Origin of the sequence: Poseidonocella sp. HB161398, from assembly GCF_005870025.1 — a bacterium.
Classification (GTDB): Bacteria; Pseudomonadota; Alphaproteobacteria; order Rhodobacterales; family Rhodobacteraceae; genus Mangrovicoccus.
Map to the genome: position 1 here is coordinate 12,321 of NZ_VATA01000054.1, position 23,727 is coordinate 36,047.

At 71.3% G+C, this 23,727-nt stretch carries 20 protein-coding genes; 7 read left to right on the top strand and 13 right to left on the bottom strand.

Going from position 1 to position 23,727, the window contains the following annotated elements; genetic code table 11:
- Nucleotides 1–22: 22 nt before the first annotated feature.
- Entirely contained in the window at nucleotides 23–1,096 is a 1,074-nt protein-coding gene (locus FGX59_RS28055) for a nitronate monooxygenase family protein (RefSeq protein WP_138470589.1), read from the bottom strand.
- 100 nt (nucleotides 1,097–1,196) lie between these two features.
- Between FGX59_RS28055 and FGX59_RS28060 the strand changes: the two genes are divergently transcribed.
- The 4 genes from FGX59_RS28060 (at nucleotide 1,197) to FGX59_RS28075 (ending at nucleotide 5,893) form a co-directional block, all read left to right on the top strand.
- Nucleotides 1,197–2,096, top strand: a complete 900-nt coding sequence (locus tag FGX59_RS28060) for a LysR substrate-binding domain-containing protein (RefSeq protein WP_138470591.1) — start codon at nucleotides 1,197–1,199, stop codon at nucleotides 2,094–2,096.
- Nucleotides 2,097–2,261: 165 nt separating this feature from the next.
- Nucleotides 2,262–2,825 (top strand): sugar dehydrogenase complex small subunit, encoded by a 564-nt coding sequence (locus FGX59_RS28065; protein WP_138470593.1) that lies wholly within the window; start codon nucleotides 2,262–2,264, stop codon nucleotides 2,823–2,825.
- A gap of 51 nt (nucleotides 2,826–2,876) precedes the next feature.
- Nucleotides 2,877–4,466, top strand: a complete 1,590-nt coding sequence (locus FGX59_RS28070) for a GMC family oxidoreductase (protein ID WP_138470595.1) — start codon at nucleotides 2,877–2,879, stop codon at nucleotides 4,464–4,466.
- Between the two features lie 2 nt (nucleotides 4,467–4,468).
- Nucleotides 4,469–5,893, top strand: coding sequence for a cytochrome c (locus FGX59_RS28075; protein WP_138470597.1), 1,425 nt, complete (start codon nucleotides 4,469–4,471; stop codon nucleotides 5,891–5,893).
- 19 nt (nucleotides 5,894–5,912) lie between these two features.
- Here FGX59_RS28075 and FGX59_RS28080 read toward each other — a convergent pair whose 3' ends face one another.
- The 3 genes from FGX59_RS28080 to FGX59_RS28090 form a co-directional block, all read right to left on the bottom strand.
- A complete protein-coding gene (locus tag FGX59_RS28080) occupies nucleotides 5,913–7,010 on the bottom strand; it encodes an NAD(P)-binding domain-containing protein (RefSeq protein WP_138470599.1) in 1,098 nt (365 codons plus the stop codon).
- A gap of 81 nt (nucleotides 7,011–7,091) precedes the next feature.
- The gene (locus tag FGX59_RS28085) at nucleotides 7,092–8,129 is read right to left on the bottom strand and encodes an Ldh family oxidoreductase (RefSeq protein ID WP_138470601.1); all 1,038 of its coding nucleotides are present in this window, start codon (nucleotides 8,127–8,129) and stop codon (nucleotides 7,092–7,094) included.
- Nucleotides 8,130–8,193: 64 nt separating this feature from the next.
- Nucleotides 8,194–8,814: a helix-turn-helix domain-containing protein gene (locus FGX59_RS28090; RefSeq protein WP_240722779.1), complete on the bottom strand. Its 621-nt coding sequence runs from the start codon at nucleotides 8,812–8,814 to the stop codon at nucleotides 8,194–8,196.
- Between the two features lie 196 nt (nucleotides 8,815–9,010).
- Between FGX59_RS28090 and FGX59_RS28095 the strand changes: the two genes are divergently transcribed.
- The 3 genes from FGX59_RS28095 to FGX59_RS28105 all read left to right on the top strand — a co-directional run bounded on the left by FGX59_RS28095 (nucleotide 9,011) and on the right by FGX59_RS28105 (nucleotide 12,214).
- Complete coding sequence (locus FGX59_RS28095) at nucleotides 9,011–9,979, top strand: dihydrodipicolinate synthase family protein (protein WP_138470605.1); 969 nt, start codon at nucleotides 9,011–9,013, stop codon at nucleotides 9,977–9,979.
- Nucleotides 9,970–10,896: a proline racemase family protein gene (locus FGX59_RS28100; protein ID WP_138470607.1), complete on the top strand. Its 927-nt coding sequence runs from the start codon at nucleotides 9,970–9,972 to the stop codon at nucleotides 10,894–10,896. Before FGX59_RS28095 ends, FGX59_RS28100 begins: the two co-directional genes overlap by 10 nt.
- Nucleotides 10,897–10,957: 61 nt before the next feature.
- On the top strand, nucleotides 10,958–12,214 hold the full coding sequence (locus FGX59_RS28105) for an FAD-binding oxidoreductase (RefSeq protein WP_138470610.1): 1,257 nt from the start codon (nucleotides 10,958–10,960) through the stop codon (nucleotides 12,212–12,214).
- Here FGX59_RS28105 and FGX59_RS28110 read toward each other — a convergent pair.
- From FGX59_RS28110 to FGX59_RS28150, 9 genes are all read right to left on the bottom strand, one after another.
- Nucleotides 12,204–13,238 (bottom strand): proline racemase family protein, encoded by a 1,035-nt coding sequence (locus FGX59_RS28110; protein WP_138470612.1) that lies wholly within the window; start codon nucleotides 13,236–13,238, stop codon nucleotides 12,204–12,206. The two genes, FGX59_RS28105 and FGX59_RS28110, sit on opposite strands and share 11 nt — an antisense overlap.
- A gap of 68 nt (nucleotides 13,239–13,306) precedes the next feature.
- Nucleotides 13,307–14,131, bottom strand: coding sequence for an amidohydrolase (locus FGX59_RS28115; protein ID WP_138470614.1), 825 nt, complete (start codon nucleotides 14,129–14,131; stop codon nucleotides 13,307–13,309).
- A 108-nt stretch (nucleotides 14,132–14,239) separates the two neighbouring features.
- Nucleotides 14,240–15,217 (bottom strand): hypothetical protein, encoded by a 978-nt coding sequence (locus FGX59_RS28120; protein ID WP_138470616.1) that lies wholly within the window; start codon nucleotides 15,215–15,217, stop codon nucleotides 14,240–14,242.
- Between the two features lie 100 nt (nucleotides 15,218–15,317).
- Nucleotides 15,318–16,235 (bottom strand): aminotransferase class IV, encoded by a 918-nt coding sequence (locus tag FGX59_RS28125; RefSeq protein WP_138470618.1) that lies wholly within the window; start codon nucleotides 16,233–16,235, stop codon nucleotides 15,318–15,320.
- A gap of 10 nt (nucleotides 16,236–16,245) precedes the next feature.
- On the bottom strand, nucleotides 16,246–18,045 hold the full coding sequence (locus tag FGX59_RS28130) for a hydantoinase B/oxoprolinase family protein (RefSeq protein ID WP_138470620.1): 1,800 nt from the start codon (nucleotides 18,043–18,045) through the stop codon (nucleotides 16,246–16,248).
- Between the two features lie 16 nt (nucleotides 18,046–18,061).
- Nucleotides 18,062–20,122: a hydantoinase/oxoprolinase family protein gene (locus tag FGX59_RS28135; protein WP_138470622.1), complete on the bottom strand. Its 2,061-nt coding sequence runs from the start codon at nucleotides 20,120–20,122 to the stop codon at nucleotides 18,062–18,064.
- A 23-nt stretch (nucleotides 20,123–20,145) separates the two neighbouring features.
- The gene (locus FGX59_RS28140; RefSeq protein WP_138470624.1) at nucleotides 20,146–21,123 is read right to left on the bottom strand and encodes an ABC transporter permease; all 978 of its coding nucleotides are present in this window, start codon (nucleotides 21,121–21,123) and stop codon (nucleotides 20,146–20,148) included.
- A complete protein-coding gene (locus FGX59_RS28145; RefSeq protein WP_138470626.1) occupies nucleotides 21,120–22,148 on the bottom strand; it encodes an ABC transporter permease in 1,029 nt (342 codons plus the stop codon). The genes FGX59_RS28140 and FGX59_RS28145 overlap by 4 nt, the downstream gene beginning before the upstream one ends.
- A gap of 10 nt (nucleotides 22,149–22,158) precedes the next feature.
- Nucleotides 22,159–23,643 carry a sugar ABC transporter ATP-binding protein gene (locus FGX59_RS28150; protein ID WP_138470627.1) on the bottom strand — a complete coding sequence of 495 codons (1,485 nt, stop codon included), beginning with the start codon at nucleotides 23,641–23,643 and terminating at the stop codon, nucleotides 22,159–22,161.
- Nucleotides 23,644–23,727 lie beyond the last annotated feature (84 nt).

Genomic DNA, 23,727 nt, shown 5'->3' on the forward strand with positions numbered 1-23,727 from the left:
TTTCCGTCTGCCTAAAGCGGCATCATTGCGCATATTCCATGGGCAGACGGGCTGCGGCCAGCTCTTCGGCCAGCCGCGCCATCAGCTCGGCGGCGGGCAGGCTGCGGGCGAGCGGCGCCCCCTGCCCCGCCCATTGCGCGCCGAACCCGGACTCGCCCCGGGCCTTCGCGGCGGCGTTCAGCGCCTTGCCCGCGTCATAGGCGACCGGATAGGCCGGGGGCATCGCGTCCGGCTGGCCCTCGGCCAGCGCGGTGAAGCGGTTGGCCAGTGCCCGCGCCGGACGGCCCGAGATCGCCCGCGTCATCCGCGTGGCCGCTGCGCCCGGTCCCGCCAGCGCGGCGCGGTAGGCGGCATCGGCGGCCGACTCCGGACAGGCGATGAAGGCCGTGCCGAGCTGCGCCGCCTCCGCCCCGAGCGCCAGTGCCGCGGCGATCCCGGCGCCGTCCATAATGCCCCCCGCGGCGATGACCGGCAGCCCGGCGCGGCACGCCAGCAGCCGGGTCAGCGCCATCGTGCCCAGTTCCGCATCCGGCCCCTCCGGGTCGAAGACGCCGCGATGGCCGCCCGCCTCGATCCCTTGCGCCACGACCGCGTCGATCCCCGTGCGGCGCAGCGCCTCTGCCTCGGCTAGGCTCGTCGCCGTGGCCAGGAGCAGGATGCCCGCCGCTTTCAGCGCGCGCACCGCCCCGGGTTGCGGCACCCCGAAATGGAAGCTCGCCACGGCCGGCCGCTCCCGCAGGAGCAGTGCCAGCATCTGCGGATCGCCGTTGAAGCTGGGATAGATCTCGCTCAGCCGCGCGGGCGGTTCGGCGCCGAATTCGGCGAAGGCCGGCCGCAGCCGCTCCAGCCAGGCCGCCTCGGCCGACGCATCCCGCACCGCGGGCGCATGCACGAAGACATTCACGTTGAACGGCCGGTCGCTGCGCGCGCGCAGCTCGGCGATCATCGCCGCCGCCCCGGCCGCATCCGTGGCGCCGATGCCGATCGAGCCGAGCCCGCCGGCATTCGACACCGCCGCGGCCAGTGCCGGGGTCGAAACCCCCGCCATCGGCGCCTGGATCACCGGATGCGCAAGGCCAAGCCGTTCTGCCAGCATCTGCCGCTCTCCTTTCATTCCCGATTAGGAAAGGTACATTGACTTTTATTCTCACTAAGGGAATATCAACTTCGGCCAGACTGTCAAAGGAGTCCCTGCAATGGAGATCGCGGCGCTCGAGATCTTCCGCGCCGTGGCGCGCGAAGAGGGGATCACCCGCGCCGCCGGGCAGCTTGGCCGCGCGCCCTCGAATGTCACCACCCGCATCCAGCAGCTCGAGGCCGAGATCGGCACCGCGCTCTTCCAGCGCGACCGCAAGCGCATGGTGCTGACGCCGGAGGGGCGGACCTTCCTCGGCTATGCCGAGCGCATCCTCAGCCTGGCCGAAGAGGCGCGGCAGCAGGTCAATCCCGCCAGGCCTGCCGGAAAGCTGCGCATCGGGGCGATGGACTCCACGGCCGCCGCGCGCCTGCCGCAGCCGCTGGCCGCCTTCGCCCTCGCCTGGCCGGAGGTGGAGATCGCGCTGTCCACCGGGCCGACGCGGCGGCTGGTCGATGCGGTCCTGGAGCACCGGCTGGACTGCGCGCTGATCGCGCTGCCGCCCGGGGAAACGGCCGAAGGGCTGGAGCTGGTGCCGGTCTTCCGCGAGGAGCTGCTGCTGCTGCTGCCGCCGGGCCATCCGCCGGTCGCCGGACCCGCCGATTTGCAGAAGCGGGTGCTCGCCGCCTTCGCGCCGGGCTGCAGCTACCGCCAGATCGCGCTCGACTGGCTGGCGGGCGGCGGCGCGGGACCGGTGGCGGTGCAGGAGGTCGGCTCCTGCCACGCGATGTATGCCTGCACTGCGGCGGGCGCCTGCATCAGCGTCATGCCGCGCAGCACCGCCGAGCGGATGGACCCGGGCGCGGCCGTCGGGATGCAGCCGATCGCCGTCAGCGAGACCCTGCTGGCCTGCCGCCCCGGCTTCGCCACCGCCGCCTTCGCCGAATTCCGCGAGGCGCTGGCCGGAGGCGAGCCGCGCCCCGGTCCTTCGCCCGCATCGAAATCACATATCCAAATCTAATCTATTTTTCGCATTTCTCGAAAAGTTTCTTCGCCATTGCGTCACTGGCGCCTGCCGCGCGGCCGTCCCAATAAGGGCGAGCACCGGGTCTCCGCCGAGCCATCGCCCACCGCCGTCCGATGCTGCTCCCCGGATTCCGGCCCATGCCCTGAAGGGAGCACGACCATGTCCATCGGATCCATCCGGCGGGAAGGGCGCGACGCGGCACCGGCCGCCCCCGCCCCCGCCGGCCTTCGCCGCCGCGATTTCCTGCTGAGCTCGGCGCTGGCCGGGCTCGCCGCATCCCTGCCCTTCGGCGGGACCGCCCGGGCCGCCGGGGCCGCCGATTTCGGCGCGCTCAGCGCTTTCGTCACCGGCCGCAGCGCGCTCGATGCCGCGCTGGCGGAACGCGCCTACGGCCAGCTCGCGGCGCTCGATCCCGGCTTCGACGCCAAGCTCGCCGCGCTGTCGGCCGCGATTGCGGAAACCGGCGCGGAAAGCGTCGACGCCTTCCTCGCCACCGGCCCCGCGCCGGAGCTGCGCGCCACCATGACGACGATCACCGCCGCCTGGTACCTGGGCTATACCGGCACGCCGGACCCCTCGCAGGAAAGCGACAACGCCAAGCTCGTGACCTATCGCGAGGCGCTGATGTGGGAACCCACGGCCGATGCGACGCCGATCCCCACCTATTCGCAGCACCGGCAGAACTACTGGGCGGAACCGCCCGCGAGCATCGCGACGGACTGATCCGTCCCGCCCACGCAAGCCCTTTCCACCACACCGGATTCCCCCCACCCCATGGCACAAGAACATGATGCCGATGTCATCGTCATCGGCTCCGGCACGGTCGGCAGCAACGCCGCCTACGAGCTGGCCAAGCAAGGCAAGTCCGTCATCATCCTCGAGGCCGGCGTCCGCATCCCGCGCTGGAAGCTGATCGAGAGCTTCCGCAACTCGCCGCGGCGCACGGACTATAACGGCCCCTACCCGGACGCGCCCTGGGCGCATACCTCCGCCTCCCACGCCTATGTCGAGAATGACGGCAGCTACGCGATGGTGGCGAACTTCCTGAAGCTCGTCGGCGGCTCCACCTGGCACTGGGGCGGCGCGACCTGGCGCTTCATCCCCGACGATTTCAAGATGAAGTCGACCTATGGCGTCGGCCGCGACTGGCCGATCAGCTATGACGACCTGGAGCCCTGGTACGACAAGGCCGAATACGAGATCGGCGTCGCCGGCAATCTCGGCGAGGACCAGTCGGGGGTCCGCCCCGGCCGGACCTGGCCGCCCCGCGCGCGCGAATTCCCGATGCCCGCGCAGAAGAACAGCTACATGCTCGACACCTTCGCCAAGGCGATCGGGCCGATGGGCTACGAGATCGTCGCCGAGCCCTCGGCGATGATGAGCGGCAGCTACCGCGGCCGGCCGGGCTGCGTCGGCAACAACAACTGCGCCCCGGTCTGCCCGATCGGCGCCAACTATTCGGGCGTCTTCCATGCCGACCTGGCGATCGAGGCGGGCTGTCGGCTGATCACCGACGCCACCGTCGACCGGATCGAGAAGGGCCCCGACGGCAAGATCGCCTCGGTGCACTACAAGTCCTCCGACGGCTCCGAGGGGCGGCTCTCGGCCAGGGCCTTCGTGCTGGCGGCGCATGGCTACGAGAGCCCCAAGCTGATGATCATGTCCGATGTCGGCAATTCCAACGACATGGTCGGCCGGTTCCTGATGCCGCATCTGGGGCTGGGCGTCGATTTCTTCGCCGAAGAGGCCGTCTGGCCGGGCCGCGGCCCGATCCAGCAGGGCGCGATCTTCAGCCATCGCGACGGCGAGAGCCGCGCGCGCCATTCCGGCATGAAGCACGCGGTCAACAACTTCGTCGCCAACGAGAACATCACCAAGCGGCTGCTGGCGCAGGGCGTGCTGGGCTCCGAGCTCGACGCGCGGATCCGCCATGACAGCGCCCGCTACATGAGCCTCTACTCGATGTTCGAGACCCTGCCCGATCCGGCGAACCGGGTGCAGCCGGGCGACCGGACCGATGCGCTCGGCAATCCCAATATCCGCCTGACCTATGCGGTCGACGACTACTGCCGCGGCGCGATCGAACCCTGCATCGCCGATTTCACCAATTTCGTCACCGCGATGAATGGCGAGACGCTGAGCATGTCCCGCGATCTGGCCAATCACGACCACATCATGGGAACGACCATCATGGGGGACGATCCGGCGGATTCCGTGGTCGACAAGGACTGCCGCAGCTGGGAGCACGAGAACCTCTTCGTGGTCGGCACCGGCAACCTGCCCTCCTCTTCGGTGGTCAATCCGACGCTGACCGCGGTCGCCCTGGGCATCCGCGCCGCCGACACCATCGCCAAGGAGGTCTGAGCATGGCCCTTCCCCGAACCGGCCTCGCCGCCGCCGCGGTCGCCCTCGGGCTCGCCGCCCCGGCCCTGGCGCAGGACAGCGCGGATCCCGTCGCCCATGGCGCCTATGTCGCCCGCGCCGCCGACTGCGTCGCCTGCCACACCGCGCCCTCGGGCGGGGCGCCCTTCGCGGGCGGCTATGCCATCGCCTCGCCGATGGGACCGATCATCGCCACCAACATCACGCCCTCCGAGGAATTCGGCATCGGCGGCTGGAGCGAGGCGGAGTTCGCCCGCGCCATCCGCGAGGGCGTGGCGCCGGGCGGCCGACATCTCTATCCGGCGATGCCCTACCCGTCCTATGCCAAGATGACCGACGAGGATGTCTCGGCGCTCTATGCCTACCTGATGCAGGAGGTGGCGCCGGTCGATGCCGCGCCCGCCGAGAAGACCGACCTGCCCTTCCCCTTCGGCCAGCGCGCGCTGATGGCCGGGTGGAACCTGCTCTTCTCGCCGGATCCCGGCTGGACCGCGCCCGCGGGCCTGTCGGAGACCGAGGCGCGCGGCGCCTATCTGGCCGATGCGCTGGCCCATTGCAGCACCTGCCACACGCCGCGCGGCCTCCTGATGAACGAGACGGCCGGCGACTACCTGGGCGGCGGCAGCCTCGGCAGCTGGCGGGCGCCGAACATCACCCCCGACACCGCCACCGGGATCGGCGCCTGGTCGCAGGAGGAGATCGTCTCCTATCTCGCGACCGGCTCCGCCGCCGGGCGCGGATCGGCGGCCGGTCCGATGGCCGAAGCCGTCGAGCATTCGCTGAGCCATCTCGAGAATGCCGACCTGGCCGCCATCGCCGCCTATCTGAAGACCGTCCCGCCCGTGCGCTCGGCCGTCGACAGCCGCGCGGCGCCGCAGGTCCAGCCGGTGGCGCTGAGCGACTACGAGTCCGCCGGCTGGGTGGGCAATCCGGACCATGCCGCGGCGCTGGCGCAGCACGGCACGACCGACGGGGCGGTGCTCTACAATGCCGCCTGCGCCGCCTGCCATGGCGTCGACGGGCGCGGCTCGGCGGACGGGCATTTCCCCGATCTCGCCCATGCCGCGCCGGTGACTTCGAAGGATCCCTCGAACCTCGTGATGGTGATCGCCGAGGGGATCAGCCGCCATGCCGCCGACGGCTACACGGTGATGCCGGGCTTCGCGCGCGATCTCGACAATGCGCAGATCGCGTCGCTGGCCAGCTATGTCTCCGAGACCTTCGGCGGCGCGAAGACCGGTCCCTCGGCGGGGGACGTGGCGCAGATCCGCGTCGGCGGCGCCGCGCCCTGGATCCTGCGCAACGCGGCCTGGCTGACCTGGGCCGGGATCGCCGCCGCGGTGCTGGTGCTGCTGGTGCTGATCGCGCTGGTGCGGCTCTTGCGCCAGGACGGCCGCCGCGCCGCCTGACGGCGCGGGCAGGCGCGGCTCAGCGCCTGCCCAGATGCCGCAGCAGCTCCTCGGCCGCGGCGCGGCCGGCGCGATTGGCGCCGATGGTCGAGGCCGAGGGACCGTAGCCCACCAGGTGGATCCGCGGATCGGCCGCGACCTGGGTCGCCAGCCGCCCGCTCATGCGGATGCCGCCCTCGGCATTGACGAGGCCGAGCGGCGCCAGATGCCCCAGCGCATTGCCGAAGCCCGTCGCCCAGAGGATCGCATCCGCCCGCTGCCGCCGCCCGTCGGCCCATTCGACGCCCTCGGGCGTGATCCGAGCGAACATCGGCAGCCGTTCCAGCGCGCCGCGGTCCCGTGCCGCCTGCAGCGCGGGCGAGGGCGGCAGGCCCGTCACCGAGACCAGCGAGCCCGGCGGCAGCCCCGCGCGCACCCGCGCCTCCACCCGGGCGACCGCGGCGCGGCCGTCCGCGGCGCGGAAGGCGCCCTCGTGGAAATCCGGCGGCCGCCGCGTGACCCAGGTGGTCCCGGCCACCTGCGAGATCTCGTCGAGGATCTGCACCGCCGAGATGCCGCCGCCGACCACCACCACATGCTGCCCGGCGAATTCCGCGGCCCCGCAGTAGTCATGGGCATGGAGCTGGCGGCCGCGGAAGCTGTCGGCGCCGGGATATGGCGGGATATGCGGCGCGTCCCAGGTGCCGGTGGCGTTGATGATCCCCCTGGCCGAAAGCGTGCCGCGATCCGTCTCGATCCGCAGCCGCGCGCCGTGGTCGCGCACCGCCAGCACCTCGACCGGGCGGTGGACCGGCAGCGCGAAGGCGCGCTCCACCTCGGCGAAATAGCGCGGCACCGCCTCGGCGGCGCGGACATCGCCGGTCTCGCCCGGCGCGGCGCTGGCGGCCAGGGCAATGCCGCCCGGCAGGTCGTGGATGCCGTTGACCGTGCTCAGCGTCAGCGAGGGCCAGCGGAACTGCCAGGCGCCGCCCGGACCGGGGGCGCGGTCGAGCAGGGTGAACTCGCGGTCGGGGACCAGCCCCGCCTGGCCCAGATAGTAGGCGGAGGAGAGCCCCGCCTGGCCGCCGCCGATGACGACGACCTCCATCTTGGGGATGCCCGCTGCGCGCTCTGCCATGGTGCTGCCTTCCCTCATGACCGCTCCGCCCCCGGACGAGCTATGTGCCCGGCCGGGGATCCGCAAGGAGGGCAAGCAGGCTCAGGCGCCGGGCGCGGCCAGCCCCTCGGCCTCGAAGCGCTCGATCTGGGCCAGTTCCGCATCGGTCAGCGGGATGCCCCCGGCAAGCGACGCGGCACGCGCGGCGAAGCGGCGCTGCGAGGGCAGCCGCGCGCCCTGGGCGCCGAAGGCCGAGAGCAGTTTCTCGCCCTCGGCGATCGGATCGCGGCCGCTGCGCGCGGCGAAGACCTGCGGGTCGAGCGCCAGGATCAGCGCGCCATGCCGCGGCAGCAGCCCGCCCCCGCCCATGAAATCCAGCGCCTCGCGGCTCATGAACTCGCCCAGCATCGCCCCGGAGAGGAGCTCTACCATGGTCGAGATCGCCGAGCCCTTATGCGCGCCGAAGGGCAGCATCGCGCCGGCCAGCGCCACCTCGGGATCGGTGGTCGGGTTGCCGTCGGCGTCGACCGCCCAGCCCTCGGGGATCGGCTTGCCCGCGCGGCGGTGCAGCTCGATCTCGCCGCGCGCCGCCATCGAGGTGGCGAAGTCGAAGACATAGGGGTGCTCGCCCTGGCGCGGCCAGCCGAAGGCGAAGGGGTTGGTGCCCAAGAGCGGCTCCTTGCCGCCCGCGGGCGCCACGAAAGCGTAGCTCGGGCACATCGACAGCGCGGCCAGCCCCTCGCCCGCCAGCGTCTCCACCTCGTGCCAGAGCGCCGAGAAATGCAGGCAGTCGCGGATCACCAGCGCGGCGATCCCCGTCTCGCGCGCCCGCGCGGCCAGAAGCGGCCGGGCGGCGTCGAAGGCGGGGTTGGAGAAGCCGCCGCCGGCATCGACCTCGATCACCGCGCGGCCGCTGTCATGGACCTGCGGCACCGCATCGCCCGCGGCCTTGCCCGCGGCCAGCACCTTCAGGCAGCCCTCGATCCGGTAGATGCCGTGCGACTTGCAGGCGTCGCGCTCGCCCGCGACGATCACGCGCGCGACCGAGGCGGCGCTTTCGGGGCGCACCCCGGCGGCCTCGAAGATGCGGGTGACGCGCGCCTCGAGCTCGGCCACGGGGATCAGGTTGGGGGTCGGCATGGATCAGGCTCTCCTGTCTTGTCCAGCGGGCCGCGACCGGCCGCAAGGGCCCGTCCCGGAAGGGTTACTTGTCGACATCGATATAGGTGCAGGCCCAGAAGACGCGGGTCTCGGTCTCGTCGAGCGCGCGCAGCCCATGCTTGAGCGTGCTGTCGAAATAGGCGCAGTCGCCGGTCTCCAGCACCACCGGCTGGTAATGCTCGACGACCAGCTCGACCCGGCCGGAAAGCACGTAGAGCGTCTCCTCGCCGTCATGCGAGTCGAGATCGCCCGGCGCCAGCGGCGCGCGCTGTTCCACCCGGGTCACGAGCGGCAGGATCTTCTTCTCGGCCAGGGCGTTGCACAGCAGCTCGTAATCGTAGCTGCGGCCCCGCACCTTGCGCCCCTGCCCCGCCCGCGTGACCGTCATCCGCGTCGTCGGCCCGGCCTCGTGATCCGAGGCGATCAGCCGCTCGATGCCGATGTCATAGGCCCGCGCGATCCGCACCAGGTTCTCGTAGCTCGGCGAGACGCGGCCGTTTTCGATCTTGTGGATGGTCGACAGCGCCAGGCCAGAGGCCTGCGCCGCCGCCTCGAGCGTCAGTCCGGCCGAGGTGCGCACCGCCTTCATGCGGGCGCCCAGCTCGGCGCGCAGCTGCTGGCGCTCGGCATCCCAGGCGCTGTCCGGAGATTTTTCCGTTTCCATCAGATTTTTCTTTTCTTACCAATCTTGATTGTTTAAGCACATCCTTGTCGCGAGGACAAGGATAGCCCTGCCCTGCGCGCGCGAAAGACCCGAATTCCCCGCAGAGTGCCGCCTCCGGCGGCAGATGACGCCCCATGCCCCGGGCAGAGCGCCCCGCGCCCTGCCGCGACCGCCCTTTCCGCACAGGAGCCCGCCCATGACCGCCCTCGACAAGGACATCTTCCTCGGCACGATCCCCGCCCTGCTGACCCCCTGCCTGCCCGACCGCAGCCCCGATTACGGCGCGCTGGTCGCGAAGGGGCACGAGATGATGGCGGCCGGCATGTCCGGCGTGGTCTATTGCGGCTCCTGCGGGGACTGGCCGCTGCTGAGCGATGCCGAGCGGATGGAGGGCGTGCGCCGCCTGGCGGAGGCCGGGATTCCGGTCGTGGCGGGCACCGGCGCAGTCAATACCCGCGCGGCCGCCGCCCATGCCGCCCATGCGGCGGAGGTCGGCGCCAAGGGACTGATGCTGATCCCGCGGGTGCTGTCGCGCGGCGCCTCGCCCGCCGCGCAGAAGGCGCATTTCAAGGCGGTGCTCTCCGCCGCGCCGGGGCTGCCCGCGATCATCTACAACAGCCCGCATTACGGCTATTCCACCCGTGCCGAGCTGTTCTTCGAGCTGCGCGCCGCCCATCCCAACCTGGTCGGCTTCAAGGAATTCGGCGGCCGCGAGGCGCTGAGCTACGCCGCCGAGCACATCACCCACCAGGACGGGGACGTGCTCCTGATGGTGGGGGTCGACACCGAGGTCTATCACGGCTTCGCCAAATGCGGCGCAGCAGGCGCGATCACCGGGATCGGCACGATCTTCCCGCGCGAGGCGCTGCTGCAGGTGGCGCTGTCGAAGCGCGCCGCGGCGGGCGACCCGCAGGCCGACAGGCTGGCGCGCGAGCTGGCCGAGGCCTTCTCGGTGCTGGCGAAATTCGACGAGGGCGCCGATCTGGTGCTCTATTTCAAGCATCTGATGGTGCTCAAGGGCGAGGAGGCCTACCGTCTGAACATCAACGAGACCGACGCGCTGTCGCCCTCGCAGGCGCGGTTCTGCGAGGCGCAGTTCCACCAGTTCAATGCCTGGTTCGCCGCCTGGTCGACGCAGGGCGGGGCGATCGCCGAATGCATGTGATCGACAGCCATACCGGCGGAGAGCCGACGCGGGTGATCCTCGGGGGCGGGCCCGATCTCGGCACCGGGCCGCTTTCGGAGCGCGCCGCGCGGCTGGCGGAGGCGCATGGCGCCTTCTGCCGCTCGGTCAGCCTGGAGCCGCGCGGACAGCCCGCGATGGTCTGCGCGCTCCTCGTGCCGCCGGTGGATCCCGGCTGCGTGGCGGGGGTGATCTATTTCGACGCCGGCGCGGTGCTGGGCATGTGCGGCCATGGCACGATCGGGCTGGCGGTGACGCTCGGCCATCTCGGCCGGATCGGCCCCGGACGCCACCGGATCGAGACCCCGGCGGGCATCGTCACGGTCGAGCTCCGCGACGCCCATGAGGTCACCGTCACCAATGTCGAGAGCCGCCGCAGCGAGACCGGCGTGACGGTGGAGCTGCCGGGCCACGGCCCGGTGACCGGGGACATCGCTTATGGCGGCAACTGGTTCTTCCTCGTCGAAGACAGCCCCGTCCCGGTCGGGCCGGAGCGCATCCCCGAGCTGACCGCGGCCGCGATCGCGCTGCGCCGCGCCCTGGCCCGGCGGCCGGGCGCGGCGGCGGCGCCGGTCGATCACGTGATCTTCTACGGCCCCGCGCTGGGGCCGGGCGCCCATAGCCGGAATTTCGTGCTCTGCCCCGACGATGCCCATGACCGCTCGCCCTGCGGCACCGGCTCCTCGGCGCGGCTGGCCTGCCTGGCCGCGTCGGGACGGCTGGGCGCGGGCGAGGAGATCGTGCAGGAGAGCATCATCGGCTCGACCTACCGGCTTTCCTGGCAGCCGGGTGCCGCGGGGGGCGTCATCCCCTCGATCACCGGCCGCGCCTGGATCATGGCCGAGGCCCGGCTGCATTTCGATCCGGACGATCCGTTCCGGGACGGCATCCGCCTCTGACGCGCCGCGTCTCCGCTGCCTGCGGGGGCGCCCAACCACGCAAGCCAAGGGAAACGGTCGCATGGAGCCGGAACGGGAGCTCATTGTCATCGGCGCGGGCATCATCGGCGCCACCGCCGCGCTGGCGCTGCAGCGCGCAGGGCACAAGGTGCGGCTGGTCGACCGCAAGGGCATCGCCGCGGAGACCTCGCGCGGCAATGCCGGGGCCTTCGCCTTCTCCGAGGTGGAACCGCTGGCCACGCCGGGGATCCTCCGCAAGGCGCCGAAATGGCTCTTCGATCCGCTCGGGCCGCTGTCGCTGCGCCCGGCCCATGCGGCGCGGATGCTGCCCTGGATGCTGTGCTTCGCCAGCGCCAGCCGGCCGGCGCGCTACGAGGCGGCAGTGGCCGCGCAGGCCGCGCTGATGGCGGTGTCGCAGGATGCGCTGGCGCGGCTCGTCGCCTCCTGCGGGGCCGGGGCGATGCTGCGCCGCGAGGGGCAGATGCAGCTCTACGAGAGCGCCGCCGACTACCGCGCCAGCCTGCCCTCGTGGGAGCTGCGCCGCTGCCACGGCATCCGCTTCGAGCTTCTCGACAGCCCCGGCGCGCTGGCCGAGATCCAGCCCGGCCTGTCGCCGCGCTTCACCCATGCGGGCTTCACCCCCGACTGGACCAATGTCACCGACCCGCTTGCCTGGACCGAGATGGTCGCCGCGCGCTTCCTCGCCGAGGGCGGGACCTTCGAGCAGCGCGAGGTCCGCGCCCTGCGGCAGGTGGACGGCGGCGTGGTGATCGACACCGCGACCGGCCCGATGCGCGCCGCGCAGGCGGTCGTCGCCGCGGGCGCCTGGTCGAAGCGGCTGGCGCGGAGCCTCGGCGACCGGCTGCCGCTCGAGACCGAGCGCGGCTACAACACCACCTTCCCCGCGGCGGCCTTCGACCTGCGCACCCATCTGACCTTCTCCGCCCATGGCTTCGTCATCTCGCGGATCGGCCAGGGGCTGCGCGTCGGCGGCGCGGTGGAGCTGGGCGGGCCGGAGCTGCCGCCCGACTACCGCCGCTCGGAAATCCTGGTGGAGAAGGCCCGCGCCTTCCTGCCGGGCTTCGCGCCGGAAGACGGCACGCAATGGATGGGCTGCCGCCCCTCGATGCCCGACAGCCTGCCGGTGATCGGCCGCGCCCCCGGGGCGGCGCGGGTGCTCTACGCCTTCGGCCACGGCCATCTGGGGCTGACGCAATCGGCCGGGACGGCGGCGATCCTCGCCGATCTGGCCGCCGGGCGCGACCCCGCGATCCCGCTCGCCCCCTATGCCGCGTCGCGCTTCCGCCTCAGCCGGTGATCCGCGGCCAGGTGTCGGACAGACGGTAGCCCGCGGGCCAGGGATCGGCGGGGTCGAGCATGTGCTGATGCGTGCCGGTGATCCAGGCGCGGCCGCTGATCTCGGGGCGGATCGCCCGCTGCCCCGCGACCTCGGTCATGCCGAGGATGCGGCCGTGGAATTCCGAACCGATCACGGAAACGCCGGTGAAGCGGTCGCCCGGGCCCATCTCGCCCCGCGCCTCGAGGAGCGCCATGCGCGCCGAGACCGCCGTGCCGGTGGGCGAGCGGTCGAGCTTGCCGGGCTGGATCGCCACCACGGATTGCGCGCGCAGCTCGCGTCCCGCGCGGCGGACCGGCCCGGCGAAGAGGCAGAAGGAATGGTGGCGCCAGTCGGGTCGGCCGGGATGCTCGAACGGATAGGCGGCATTGGCCGCATTGGTGATGCGGATGCCCAGCTCGGCGAGCTCGCGCGCGCGCCCTTCGGACAGGTCGAGCCCGAGCGCCTCTCCGTCGGCCACCACGAAACTGTCACCGCCGAAAGCGGTGTCGACGGCAATGCGCCCCAGCCCCGGCACGTCGAGCGGCACGCCCAGCCGGGTCGGGAAGGAGGGCAGGTTTTCCACATGGATGCGCTCCGCCTTGCCGTCCCGGCAGTCGGCGCGCACCCGCACCAGCCCGCCCGGCGCCTCCAGCACCAGCTCGGTCACCGGCTCCTGCATCGGCAGGATGCCGGTCTCGAGCAGCACGGTCGCGACGCAGATCGAGTTCGAGCCCGACATCGGCGGCGTGTCCTCGGGCTCCATGATGATCCAGGCGGCCTGCGCCTCGGGATGCGTCGGCGGCACCAGCAGGTTCACATGCCGGAACACCCCGCCGCGCGGCTCGTTCAGCATGAAGCTGCGCAGCGCGCCGTCGCGGGCGATCCAGCCGCGCTGGTCCCAGAGCGTCGCGCCCGGCGGCGGGGCGACCCCGCCGGTGATGACGTCGCCCACCTCGCCCTCGGCATGGCAGGAGACGGCGTGGATGATCTTGCTGCTGCGCATCGGGGGGCCTCCTCGGGGACGTGCCCGGCCATATGGAACCCTGCCCGCCGGGCAGGCAAGTCCCTGTGTCAGAAGCCGAAGATCCGCCGCGGATTGTCCCAGAGGATCTGCTGCTGCAGCGCGCGGTCCGGCACCAGGCTCTCGAAGAGGTCGAGGAGCGGGCCGTAATCCACCCGCGAGGGCGCGCGCAGGAAGGGCCAGTCGGACCCCCAGAGGCAGCGCTCCGGCCCGAAGGCGTCGATCAGCGCGGCGACATAGGGGCGGGCATCGGCGAAGGGATGTGCCTGGGCGGAGAACTTGACCTGCCCCGACAGCTTCACCGCCGCGCGGCCGCTGCGGCCGAGCTCCAGGAGCGCGCGGAAGCCCGGCTGGTCCAGCCCCGCCGCGACATCGGGCCGGCCGCAATGGTCGATCACCAGCGATGCCCCCGAATCGAGCAGCAGCGGCAGGATGCCCGTCAGCTGCGGCCCCTCGACCTGGACCTGCAGATGCATGCCGAGCCGGGCGAGGCGGTCGAAGAGCGGGCCGTAGCCGTCGTAATGGCCCGGCGGGTGGAAGGTCAGGTTGACCGCGGCGCCGACGATGCCCTGCGCCTTCAGCGCGGCGAGCTCGTCCCCGGAGGTGCCGGGCGGCACCACCGCGATCCCCTTCCAGCGCCCGCCACTGCGGGCGATCGCGTCGAGCAGGCAGCGGTTGTCCTCGCCATAGCCGGAATTCGGCTGCACCAGCAGCGCATGGGCGACGCCATGGGCGGCGAAGGCATGGGCCATCTGCGCCGCCGGGGCGATCTCCTGCCCGGCGGGGTGGTAGGGCGAGGCCGGATCGTAGGGAAAGGCGGCCGGGTCGAAGACATGGCAATGGCAGTCGACCTTGGGCATGTCATGGACGGTCATGGCGGCGGCTCCTGTCTGCTGCGGGCACGCCCTTCTCATGCGCCATGGCGGCGGAGGGCGCCAGAGCCCTCCGCCGGTCCCGGCCGGATTCCGCCCGGCCCGGACCGCTCAGACGTGGTCTCGGATGAAGCGCCAGATCTTCTCCAGCTCTTCGGCCAGCAGTGCCTCGCCCGCCTCGAAGGGCCGCCCGTCGAAATAGCGCGCCGCAGTGCCGGGGCCGCCCGGGCTGCCATGGTCGGCGTCGATCGACTCGCGCCATTTCTCGGCATGCGCGCGCCATTCGGCCCGATCCACGAGCTCGGGCGCGGTGAACCAGACATTCCAGGCCAGCGTGTTGCCCTGGAGAAGCAGGTTGCCCGAAGCGGCGTTGAAGATCTCCATCACCAGCTTGTTGAAGGCATCGACCATCGGCTCGCCGGTCGGCTTCACCGCGCCGATCTCCACCAGCAGGTTGGCGACGTCCCAGGCCTCGGGATGGCGGGCGAAATCGGGGCTCTCGAAGGCCCGCGTCTCGCCCGAGCGGACCGGGAAGACCGGCTGGGAGGGATCGCCCTTCAGCGAGGTCGCCACCTCGATCGCATGCGCCTTGTCATGCGGGAAGTCCTTGCCGAGCCCTTCGAAGAGGTGCCACAGCAGCGCTCCGGCGCCCGAGCTCTTGGCCGAGGGGCTGAACCAGACCTTGCCGGTCACGGTCATGTCGGCGGCCATGGTCTTCGTCGTCTCGTCGACCCAGCCGCGCTGGCCGGTCACCGTCACCTCGACATTGAGGCAGCCGAGCGAGGGCGAGCAGGCGCCCTGCTGCGGGCAGATGATCGAATAGACCCGGCCCTCGGACGTGTAGCCGATGCGCGAGATGTCGGGCGAGAACATCTGGAAGCAGCGCGAGGCCTCGTCGCCGGGCACGGTCTGCCAGCTGAATTCCGGCCAGAGCACCGCCTGCTGCCGCTCCAGCTTGTCGATATTGTCCATGTTGTCGAGCAGCGGCAGCGACGACAGATCCGGATCGGGATAGGCGAAGGCCGGATCGGACTGGGCGAAGCCGCCGATCCAGCCCGGCACGGGGACATTGCTGTAGTCTTCGGGCATCGTTTCCTCCCTTGCGTTGCCGCCCCGATCCTAGCCGGGACGGCGCCGCCCTTCTGTGCCGCAGGACACAGAACAGCGAACAAGTGAAGGATCGCCCGGATCAGGTGCCGACCGGTTCGGCGGCGTAGCGCACCGGCGTGGCGTGCCAGCCCTCGGCGCGCTTCTGCCAGAACCGGTCATGCAGCCGCATGGAAAGCGGGCCGGGCCGGTCGTTGTTCATGATCCGCCCGTCGATCCGCGAGGCGGGCATGATCCCCCCGGCGGTGGTCGCCGCGAAGATCTCGTCGGCATCGCGGAATTCGGCCACCGGCAGCGGCCGGATCTCGACCGGGATCCCCAGCTCGGCGCAGAGCTCGAAGACCGAGGCCCGGGTCACCCCCTCGAGCGCGCCGCGGTCCGGCGAGACCACGCGCCCGTCGCGGATGCAGAAGATGTTGAAGCCGGGCCCCTCGGTGACATTGCCCTGCGCGTCGAGCAGGATGGCGAAATCCGCCCCCGCCGCCTCGGCCTCGAACTGGCCCTCGGTCAGGTCGCCCCAGTGGAAGTTCTTGACCCGCGGGTCGAAGCTCTCGGGCGGGATGCGGCGCACCTCGGGGATCATCAGGTGCATGCCGCGCGCGATCATCTCGGGCGAGGCGACCCAGGCCCAGGGCACCGCGTGGCAGACCAGATAGGCCGGGACATGGGCCGGGTGGCGGGGCAGCCCGGGCACCGGCTGGGCGCGCAGGCAGTCCATCGCCACATAGGCCGAGCGCAGCCCCGAGGCCGCGACGATGCGGTGGAGGATCCCCTCGATCTCGGCATCGCTCTGCCCGGGATCCATCCGCAGCCGCTCCATCGAGGCGCGGAAGCGGCGGATATGGTCGCCGAGCCGGAAGAAATTGCCCTCCCAGACGCCGACCACGTCATAGGTCACGTCCGAGCGGCGGTAGCCCCAGTGGGTGACGGGGATCTTCGCCTCGCCGACCGGCACCACCTCGCCGCCGATCCAGGCGGCGCCCTTCGAGAAATCCTGCATCCTGCGCTCCTCAACCTGCCCGCAATGCCGCGGTGGCGGCCTCGTCGACCTTCCATAGCCCGGGCTCGCCCGCGTCTTCCAGTGCCACGCGGTAGACCTCGCGCGCGGCCTCGGGCGAGAGCCAGCCGCGGTTCACCGTCGCCGCCACCCGTGCGGGCGCGCGCTTCAGCGGATCGCCGTAGCCGCCGCCGCCGCAGGCCGCGAATTCGATCTTGTGGCCGCCGGGGATCACCTCTTCGGCGAATTCCGGCAGGGTCACGCGGGCGCCGCCGGGTTCGATCCGCACCGTGTCCGAGCCGCCGCCGTCGCCGCCGCCGAGCACGCCGCGCGGCGGAAAGGCCTTGCCGTCGGCCGCATAGGCCACCGTCATGTCGTGATCGAGTGGGTAGAACACGCCGCCCATCGCCGGGGCGCCCTCGTATTCGCCGAAGCCCTGCGTGCCCGGCAGCACGCCGCGGCTCTCGATCAGGATCGGGTACATGCTCTCGTCGACCTCGACCGAGTCGAGCTGGATCAGCCCGGCATTGGCGGGACCGCAATAGGTCAGCCAGCCGTCATGGCCGTGGTTCGCGCCGCCGCCGCCATAGCCGACGAAGACCTGGTTGATATAGCCGCGCCCGTCCTTGAACGGATCGGCGCCCGAGATCACGCCGACCCCCGCGGGCAGGTGCGAGCCGCTTTCGGCATGGCCGTAGGGCGCGCCCATCTCGGAGAAGACGGCGTTCCCGGCGATCATCAGCCGGTCGTTGACATTGGTCGTGGCCACCGAGGTGCCGACCGGGTAGCGCGGCTTGCCGATCACCGATCCCTCGCGCATCTTCACCCGGACCCGGGATTTCGCGCCCTCGTTATGCGGCACGCTCTCGTCGAGATTGTTGAAGACGCCGATCCGGCAGGAGCCGGTGGTGGTGTTCTCCGAGAGGTTCAGCCCGCCCGGGACATTATCGATATTGTCGGTGACATCGACCAAGATCTCGCCCTCTTCGGGATCGACCGTGACGGTGACGCGCACCGGGATGCCGGCCTCGGCCACGCCCGGCACCGGGTCGTGATGGGTCTCGTAGCTGTAGCTGCCCGCGGGCAGCTTCGCGATCGCCGCCTTGGCGCAGCGCGCGCCATAGGCGAACCAGTCGCGGACGAAATCCAGCACCTCGGCCTCGCCATAGCGATCGATCAGCTCGGCGATCCGCCGCTCGCCGGTGCGGCAGGCGCCGATCTGGGCGCGCACGTCGCCCATCCACAGGTCGGGCACGCGGTTGCGCATCGCGCCGATGCGCAGGATGTCGTCCTTCTCGCGGTAGTTCTCGGCGATGCGCACGCAGGGGAAATGCATGCCCTCCTCGAAGATGTTCTTGGCGAAAGGCAGGTAGGTCGAGGGCGCGGGCGCCCCGGTATCGGCATGGTGCGACAGCGCCACCACCCAGAAGAGCGGCCGGCCGCCCGAGAAGACCGGCATCGCCATGATCAGGTCGGCATGGTGGGTGCCGCCGGTATAGGGGCAGTTGTTGACGAAGATGTCGCCCTGCGAGATGTCGGAGAAGAGCTCGGTCAGCGGCCGGGTCGCCATGTCCATCGACATGACATGGATCGGCAGCGCGTCCTCGACCGTGACCAGCTCGTGCTCGTAGGTCAGGATGGCGCAGCTGAAGTCGCGGGCGTTCTTGATGACCGCCGAGCGGCTGGCGCGCATCACGACAAGGGTCATCTCGCGCACGATCGCCTCGAAGCGGCTCTTGAGCACCGACATCATGAAGGCGTCGGTCTGGCGGCTGCCTGCCTCGGGCGCGTCGGGTTCGTAGCGGGTGTCCATGGGGCCTTCCTCCGGCTCAGGCGACGGTGACGACGAGGTTGCCATGGGCGTCGATCGCGCCCTGGTGCCCCGGTTTGAGATAGGCGGTGAAGGTGGCGGCCTCGACCAGGCAGGGACCCGACAGCGCCGCGCCCTGCCCCAGGCCGGTCATCTCGTAGACCGGGACCGGGCGCATCTCGCGCAGCGTCTCGTTCCAGACCTCGCGGCTGCCCTTCGGCGCCACGGGGCCGTCCTGGACCGCCAGCGTGTCGGTCTTCCAGATGTCCTGGCCCTCGCGCTTGCCGATCGAGCGCAGCTTCCAGGCGGTGAATTCGACCGTGTCGGTGTCGGTGCGGATCGAGTAGATCCGCTCGTGCATGCGGTGGAACTCCTCGACGAGCCGCGGCAGATCCTCCGCCGCGATCCGCCCGTCCGGCGCCTCGAAGGGCACCTCGATCTCGAAGGACTGGTATTCGTAGCGGCCCTGGAAGGAGAATTCGAAGCGCCGCGCCGCGGGGGCGATCCCGGCCTGGGCGAGGAAGGCGTTGCCGCGCTCAAGAAGCCCGGCCAGCGCCGCATTGACCGCGTCCGCGTCGAAGATCCGGTCCGAGGCCAGGAGCACTGTGCTTTCCTCCGAGCGGATGTCGGAGATCAGCCCGCCAAAGGCGGAGAGCCCGGCCATGAAGCGCGGGATCATGTAGCGTTTCAGCCCGAGGATATCGACCATCTCGGCGATGTGGATCGCGGTCGCGCCGCCGCCGCAGACGAAGAAGCTGTCGCGCGGGTTGATGCCCTCTCGCACGGTGATCTCCTCGATCGCGGCGACCATGTTGTGGTTCGAGGTGGTGTAGATCGCGTAGGCGGCCTCCTGCAGCGAGGTGCCGAGCCGCGCCGCGATCTTGCCGACCGCCTCTGCCGCCGCCGCGCGCGAGAGCTGCATCTTGCCGCCCAGGAAGTAGTCCGGATCGACGATGCCGAGGATCACGTTGGCATCGGTGACGGTGGGCTCGGTGCCGCCCTTCATGTAGCAGGCCGGGCCCGGCCTTGCGCCTGCGCTATGCGGCCCGACATGGAGCAGCCCCCCCTCGTCCACCCGCGCGATCGAGCCGCCGCCGGCGCCGACCGAGCGGACATCGACCTTGGGGATGCCGAGGCTGTCCTCGTGGATCATGCTGTCGGGGGTGACGATGATCTGGTGGTCGCGCAGCGCCGAGACGTCGAAGGTCGTGCCGCCCATGTCGCCGACGATGATGTCGGCCTCCTCGCTCAGCGACAGCGCCGCCATCGGCGCCAGCGTCGGGCCCGACATCACCGAGTAGATCGGCTTCCGGATCATGTCCGCCACCGGCATCATGCCGCCGACGCAATTGGCCAGGAGCAGGTCTCCGGCGAAGCCCGCCTCGTCGAGCGCGGTGTTCAGCCGCTCGACATAGGTGCGCACGATCGGGCTGATCGAGGCGTCGATGGCCGAGGCGATCACCCGCTTGTACTCGCGCGGCATCGGGTTGATCTCGTGGGACAGCGTCACCGGCACGCCGGGCAGCTCCTCGCCGAGGATCTCGCGGGCGCGCAGTTCATGGGCGGGATTGACGACCGACCACAGGAGCCCGACGGCGACCGCCTCCGCCCCGGCAGCGCGGAAATGCGCGGCGGCGGCGCGGATGTCGTCTTCGCAGAGCGGTCGCATCTCGCGGCCGCGGGCGTCGATCCGCCCCCCGGCCGTTCGGGTCAGGTGGCGCGGGACATAGGGTTCGGGATAGTCGATCTTCCACTGGAAAGCGCCCTTGCGCGGCCCCTCGCGCAGCACCAGGATGTCCTGGTGCCCCTCGGTCAGGATCAGCCCGACCTTGACGGTCTTGCGCTCCACCAGCGCGTTGGTCGAGACGGTCGAGCCGTGCACGATCATGTCGATCTGGCGCATGAAGGCGTCCTGCGGCAGCCCGTAGCCCTCCGCCGCGACATGCAGCACGTTGACGAAGCCCTTCTCGAACTCGCCCGGGGTGGTGGGCGACTTGAAGATCGAGATCTCGCCCGCCGGGTCGGAGACGAGGCAGTCGGTGAAGGTGCCGCCGATATCGATGCAGATCTGGTAACCCATGGTGCTTTTCCTGGACTGGGAGATCAGCGGCGGCGGGCGCCGCGGCTGAGGACAAGGCTCGCGAGGATGATGAGGCCGAGGCAGATCTGCTGCAGATAGCCGTCGACCTGGACGAGGTTCATGCCGTTGGAGAGGATGGTGATGAAGACCGCGCCGAGGATCGCGGCCGAGATGCCGCCCTCCCCGCCCGAGAGCTTGGCGCCGCCGACCACTGCCGCGGCGATGGATTCGAGCGTCAGGTTGCCGCCGAGATTGGGCTCGCCCGAGCCGGTGCGCGCGGTCATCAGGAGCGCTCCGGCCGCGGCGAGCAGCGAGCAGATCGCATAGGCGGCGACCAGGACCGGCACCGCGCGGATGCCCGCGGCCCGGCCCGCGCGGGGATTGGCGCCCAGGATGTACCAGCTGCGCCCGAGCGGCGTCAGGTGCAGCACGAGGCCGAGCAGCGACAGCAGCAGCGCGGCGCTCCAGATCGGCGCGGGCAGGCCGAGGAACGTGCCCTGGGCGAAGGCCGCGTTGAAGCCCGCGGGCAGGCCCGAGACCGGGAAGCCGCCCGAGACCGTGCTGGCCAGCGCCAGCAGGATGTTGCCCATCCCCAGCGTCGTCACCAGCGGGTTCAGCCCGACCGCGCCGACGAGAAGCCCGTTCGCCAGCCCCACGGCCAGCCCGACCCCGAGCCCGGCGGCCAGCCCCGGCAGGACCGCGCCGGTCGCCGCCATCGCCAGCGCCGAGACCACGCTGACCAGCGACACGGTGAAGCCCAGCGACAGGTCGAAGCCGCGGGTCAGGATCACCACGCATTGCGCCAGCGAGAAGATCATCAGGAAGCTCGCCTGCAGCGCGATGTTGCGCAGGTTGCCGACGGTCAGGACCTGCGGCGAGAAGGCCGCAAAGACCAGGAGCGCGGCGAGGATGGCAAGCGGCATGCGCAGCGCGCGCAGGATCTTCTGCAGCGGCAGCCGGGCGGGCGCGCCGGAACGGGCGGATGCGGTCTGCCCGGTCATGCGGATCTCCTCAGCACCAGCCGCTCGAAGCCGAGCGCCAGGATCAGCACGGCGCCAAGCGCGAGGGTCTGGAACTTGCTGTCGATGCGCAGCAGGTTCATCGAATTGGCGATCACCGTCAGGAAGAGCGCGGCGATGGCGACCAGCTCGGCCCTCGCCACGCCGCCGCGCAGCGAGACGCCGCCGATCACCGCCGCGGCGATGGTCTCGAGCGCCAGCGTGCCGCCGATCGTCGCCTGGCCCGAGCCGATCCGCGAGGTCATCAGGAAGCCGGTCAGCCCGGCCAGCATCCCCGCCGCGACATAGGCCGCGACCTGCACCGGCAGGACCGGCACGCCGGAAAGCCGCGCCGCCTTCAAGTCGCTGCCCGCGGCATAGAGATGGCGCCCGAGCACCGTGCCGCGCTGCACCGCGACCGCCAGCAAGATCACCCCGAGCGCGATCAGCGTCACCGCCGGCAGGCCGAAGAGCCTCCCGCGGCCGATCCGGTCGACGAAGCCGTCGGGAACGCCGTAGACCGGGATGCCCTGGGTCAGGTAGAGCGCGATGCCGGTCAGGATCGAGCCGGTCGCCAGCGTCACCATGAAGGCCGAGAGCTCCAGCCGCGCCACGATCAGCGCATTGGCCAGCCCGATCAGCGCGCCCATGGCCAGCACCGCGGCCAGCGACAGCCAGGGCGCGGCCGCCTCGGCGCCCGGCATCGCGGCCGTCGCCCAGCCCATCGTCGCCGCGGTCAGCAGCGAGCCCGCCGCGACGACGGCGCCGATCGACAGGTCGAACCCGCCCACCGTCATCACCAGCATCTGCGCGATCGCCGGGATCGACAGGAAGGCGAAGTTGCGCCCGACATTGATCAGGTTCAGCCGGCTCAGGAAGCGCGGCTCGGACAGGATCGTGTAGCCGAGCGTCAGGACCAGCAGCGCGATCACCGCGCCGCCATTGGCCAGAATGCGCCGCAGCAGCGCGCGGTCGGCCAGGGACGGGGCCGCTTGGGACGGGGCCGCTTGGGACGGGGCGAAACTCATGCGCTTCTCCTCATTCGCCGAAATAGTGGGACAGGATTTCCGCTTCGCCGGTGCCCTTGCCGGCGATCTCGGTGACCACGCGGCCGGCATGCATGACGTAGATGCGGTCGGCGAGATGGATCAGTTCGGGCAGCTCGGAGGTCGAGACGACCACCCCCGCCCCGCCCTCGACCAGCCGCTTCATCAACCGGTAGACATCGGCCTTGGCGCCGACATCGATGCCGACGGTCGGCTCGTCGAAAAGGTAGACGTCGAAGTCCTGCAGGAGCCCGCGGGCCAGCATCACCTTCTGCTGGTTGCCGCCCGAGAAGGCCCCGGCCGGAAGTTCCGGCGCCATCGGGCGCAGCCCGAGATCCTCGAAGGGCGCGGCGACCACGGCGCCCTCGCGCCAGGTCTTCAGCACCGTGCCCCCGGCGGACAGCGCGGGCAGGCGCAGCGCGGCCATACCGGCATTCTCCCGCGCCGGACGCGCCAGCGCCAGCCCCTCCGCCGCGCGGTCGCCCGGGAAGTAGCAGAGCCCGCGGCGGATCATGGCGTTCGGCGACGGGCGGCGCAGCGTCTCGCCCTTCAGCGCGATCTCCCCCGCCGCCAGCGGGTCGAGCCCGAAGACCGCGCGGCAGAGCTCGGAGCGGCCGCAGCCGACCAGCCCGGCCAGCCCGACGATCTCGCCGCGGCGCAGCGTGATCGAGGCGCCCTCGACCGCGCCATCGGCGGTGGCGAGGCCCTCGACGCGCAGCACCTCTTCGGCGGGGCGGCTGCGGATCGCCGGGAAGAGCTGTTCGACCGGGCGGCCGACCATCATCTCGATCAGCGCGCGGTCGCTGGTGGCGGCGGTCTCGACCGTGCCGATATGGCGCCCGCCGCGCAGCACCGTGACCCGGTCCGAAAGCGCGCGGATCTCGCTCATCCGGTGGGAGACATAGAGGATGCCGACGCCCTTGCCGCGCAGGAGCCCGATGGCGCGAAACAGGTGGCGCGCCTCGCCGTCAGTCAGCGAGGCGGTCGGCTCGTCGAGGATCAGGATGCGCGGTCGCAGCCGCAGCGCCTTGGCGATCTCGGTCATCTGCTTCTGCGCGCGGGAGAGCTCGGAGACCAGCCGGTCGAGCGGCAGCGCGAAGCCGATCTCGGCCAGCAGCTCCTCCGCCTCCCGGCGCATCGCGCGCTTCTGCAGGAAGAGCCCCTGGCGCTTCTCGCGGCCGAGGAAGAGGTTCTCCAGCACGGTCAGGTCGGGGGCGAGGCTGAATTCCTGGAAGACCGGCGCGATGCCCGCGGCCCGCGCCGCGGCGACGGTGCCCGCGCCAAGCGGCCGGCCGTCCATCTCGATCGTGCCCGCGCTCGGCGGGAAGGTGCCGCAGATGAGGTTGATCAGCGTCGACTTCCCGGCGCCGTTCTCGCCCAGGAGCGCATGGACCTCGCCCGCTTCCAGCGTGAAGTCGACATCCTGCAGGGCCGTGGCGCTGCCGAATGTCTTGGTCAGGCCTCTGGTGACTAGCATATGGCACATTTCCTGTCGCGGCCGGCCCCGCTGCCTGCGGAGCCGGGAGAGGCGGAGGGGCCGGAGATCCCCGTTCCCGGCCCC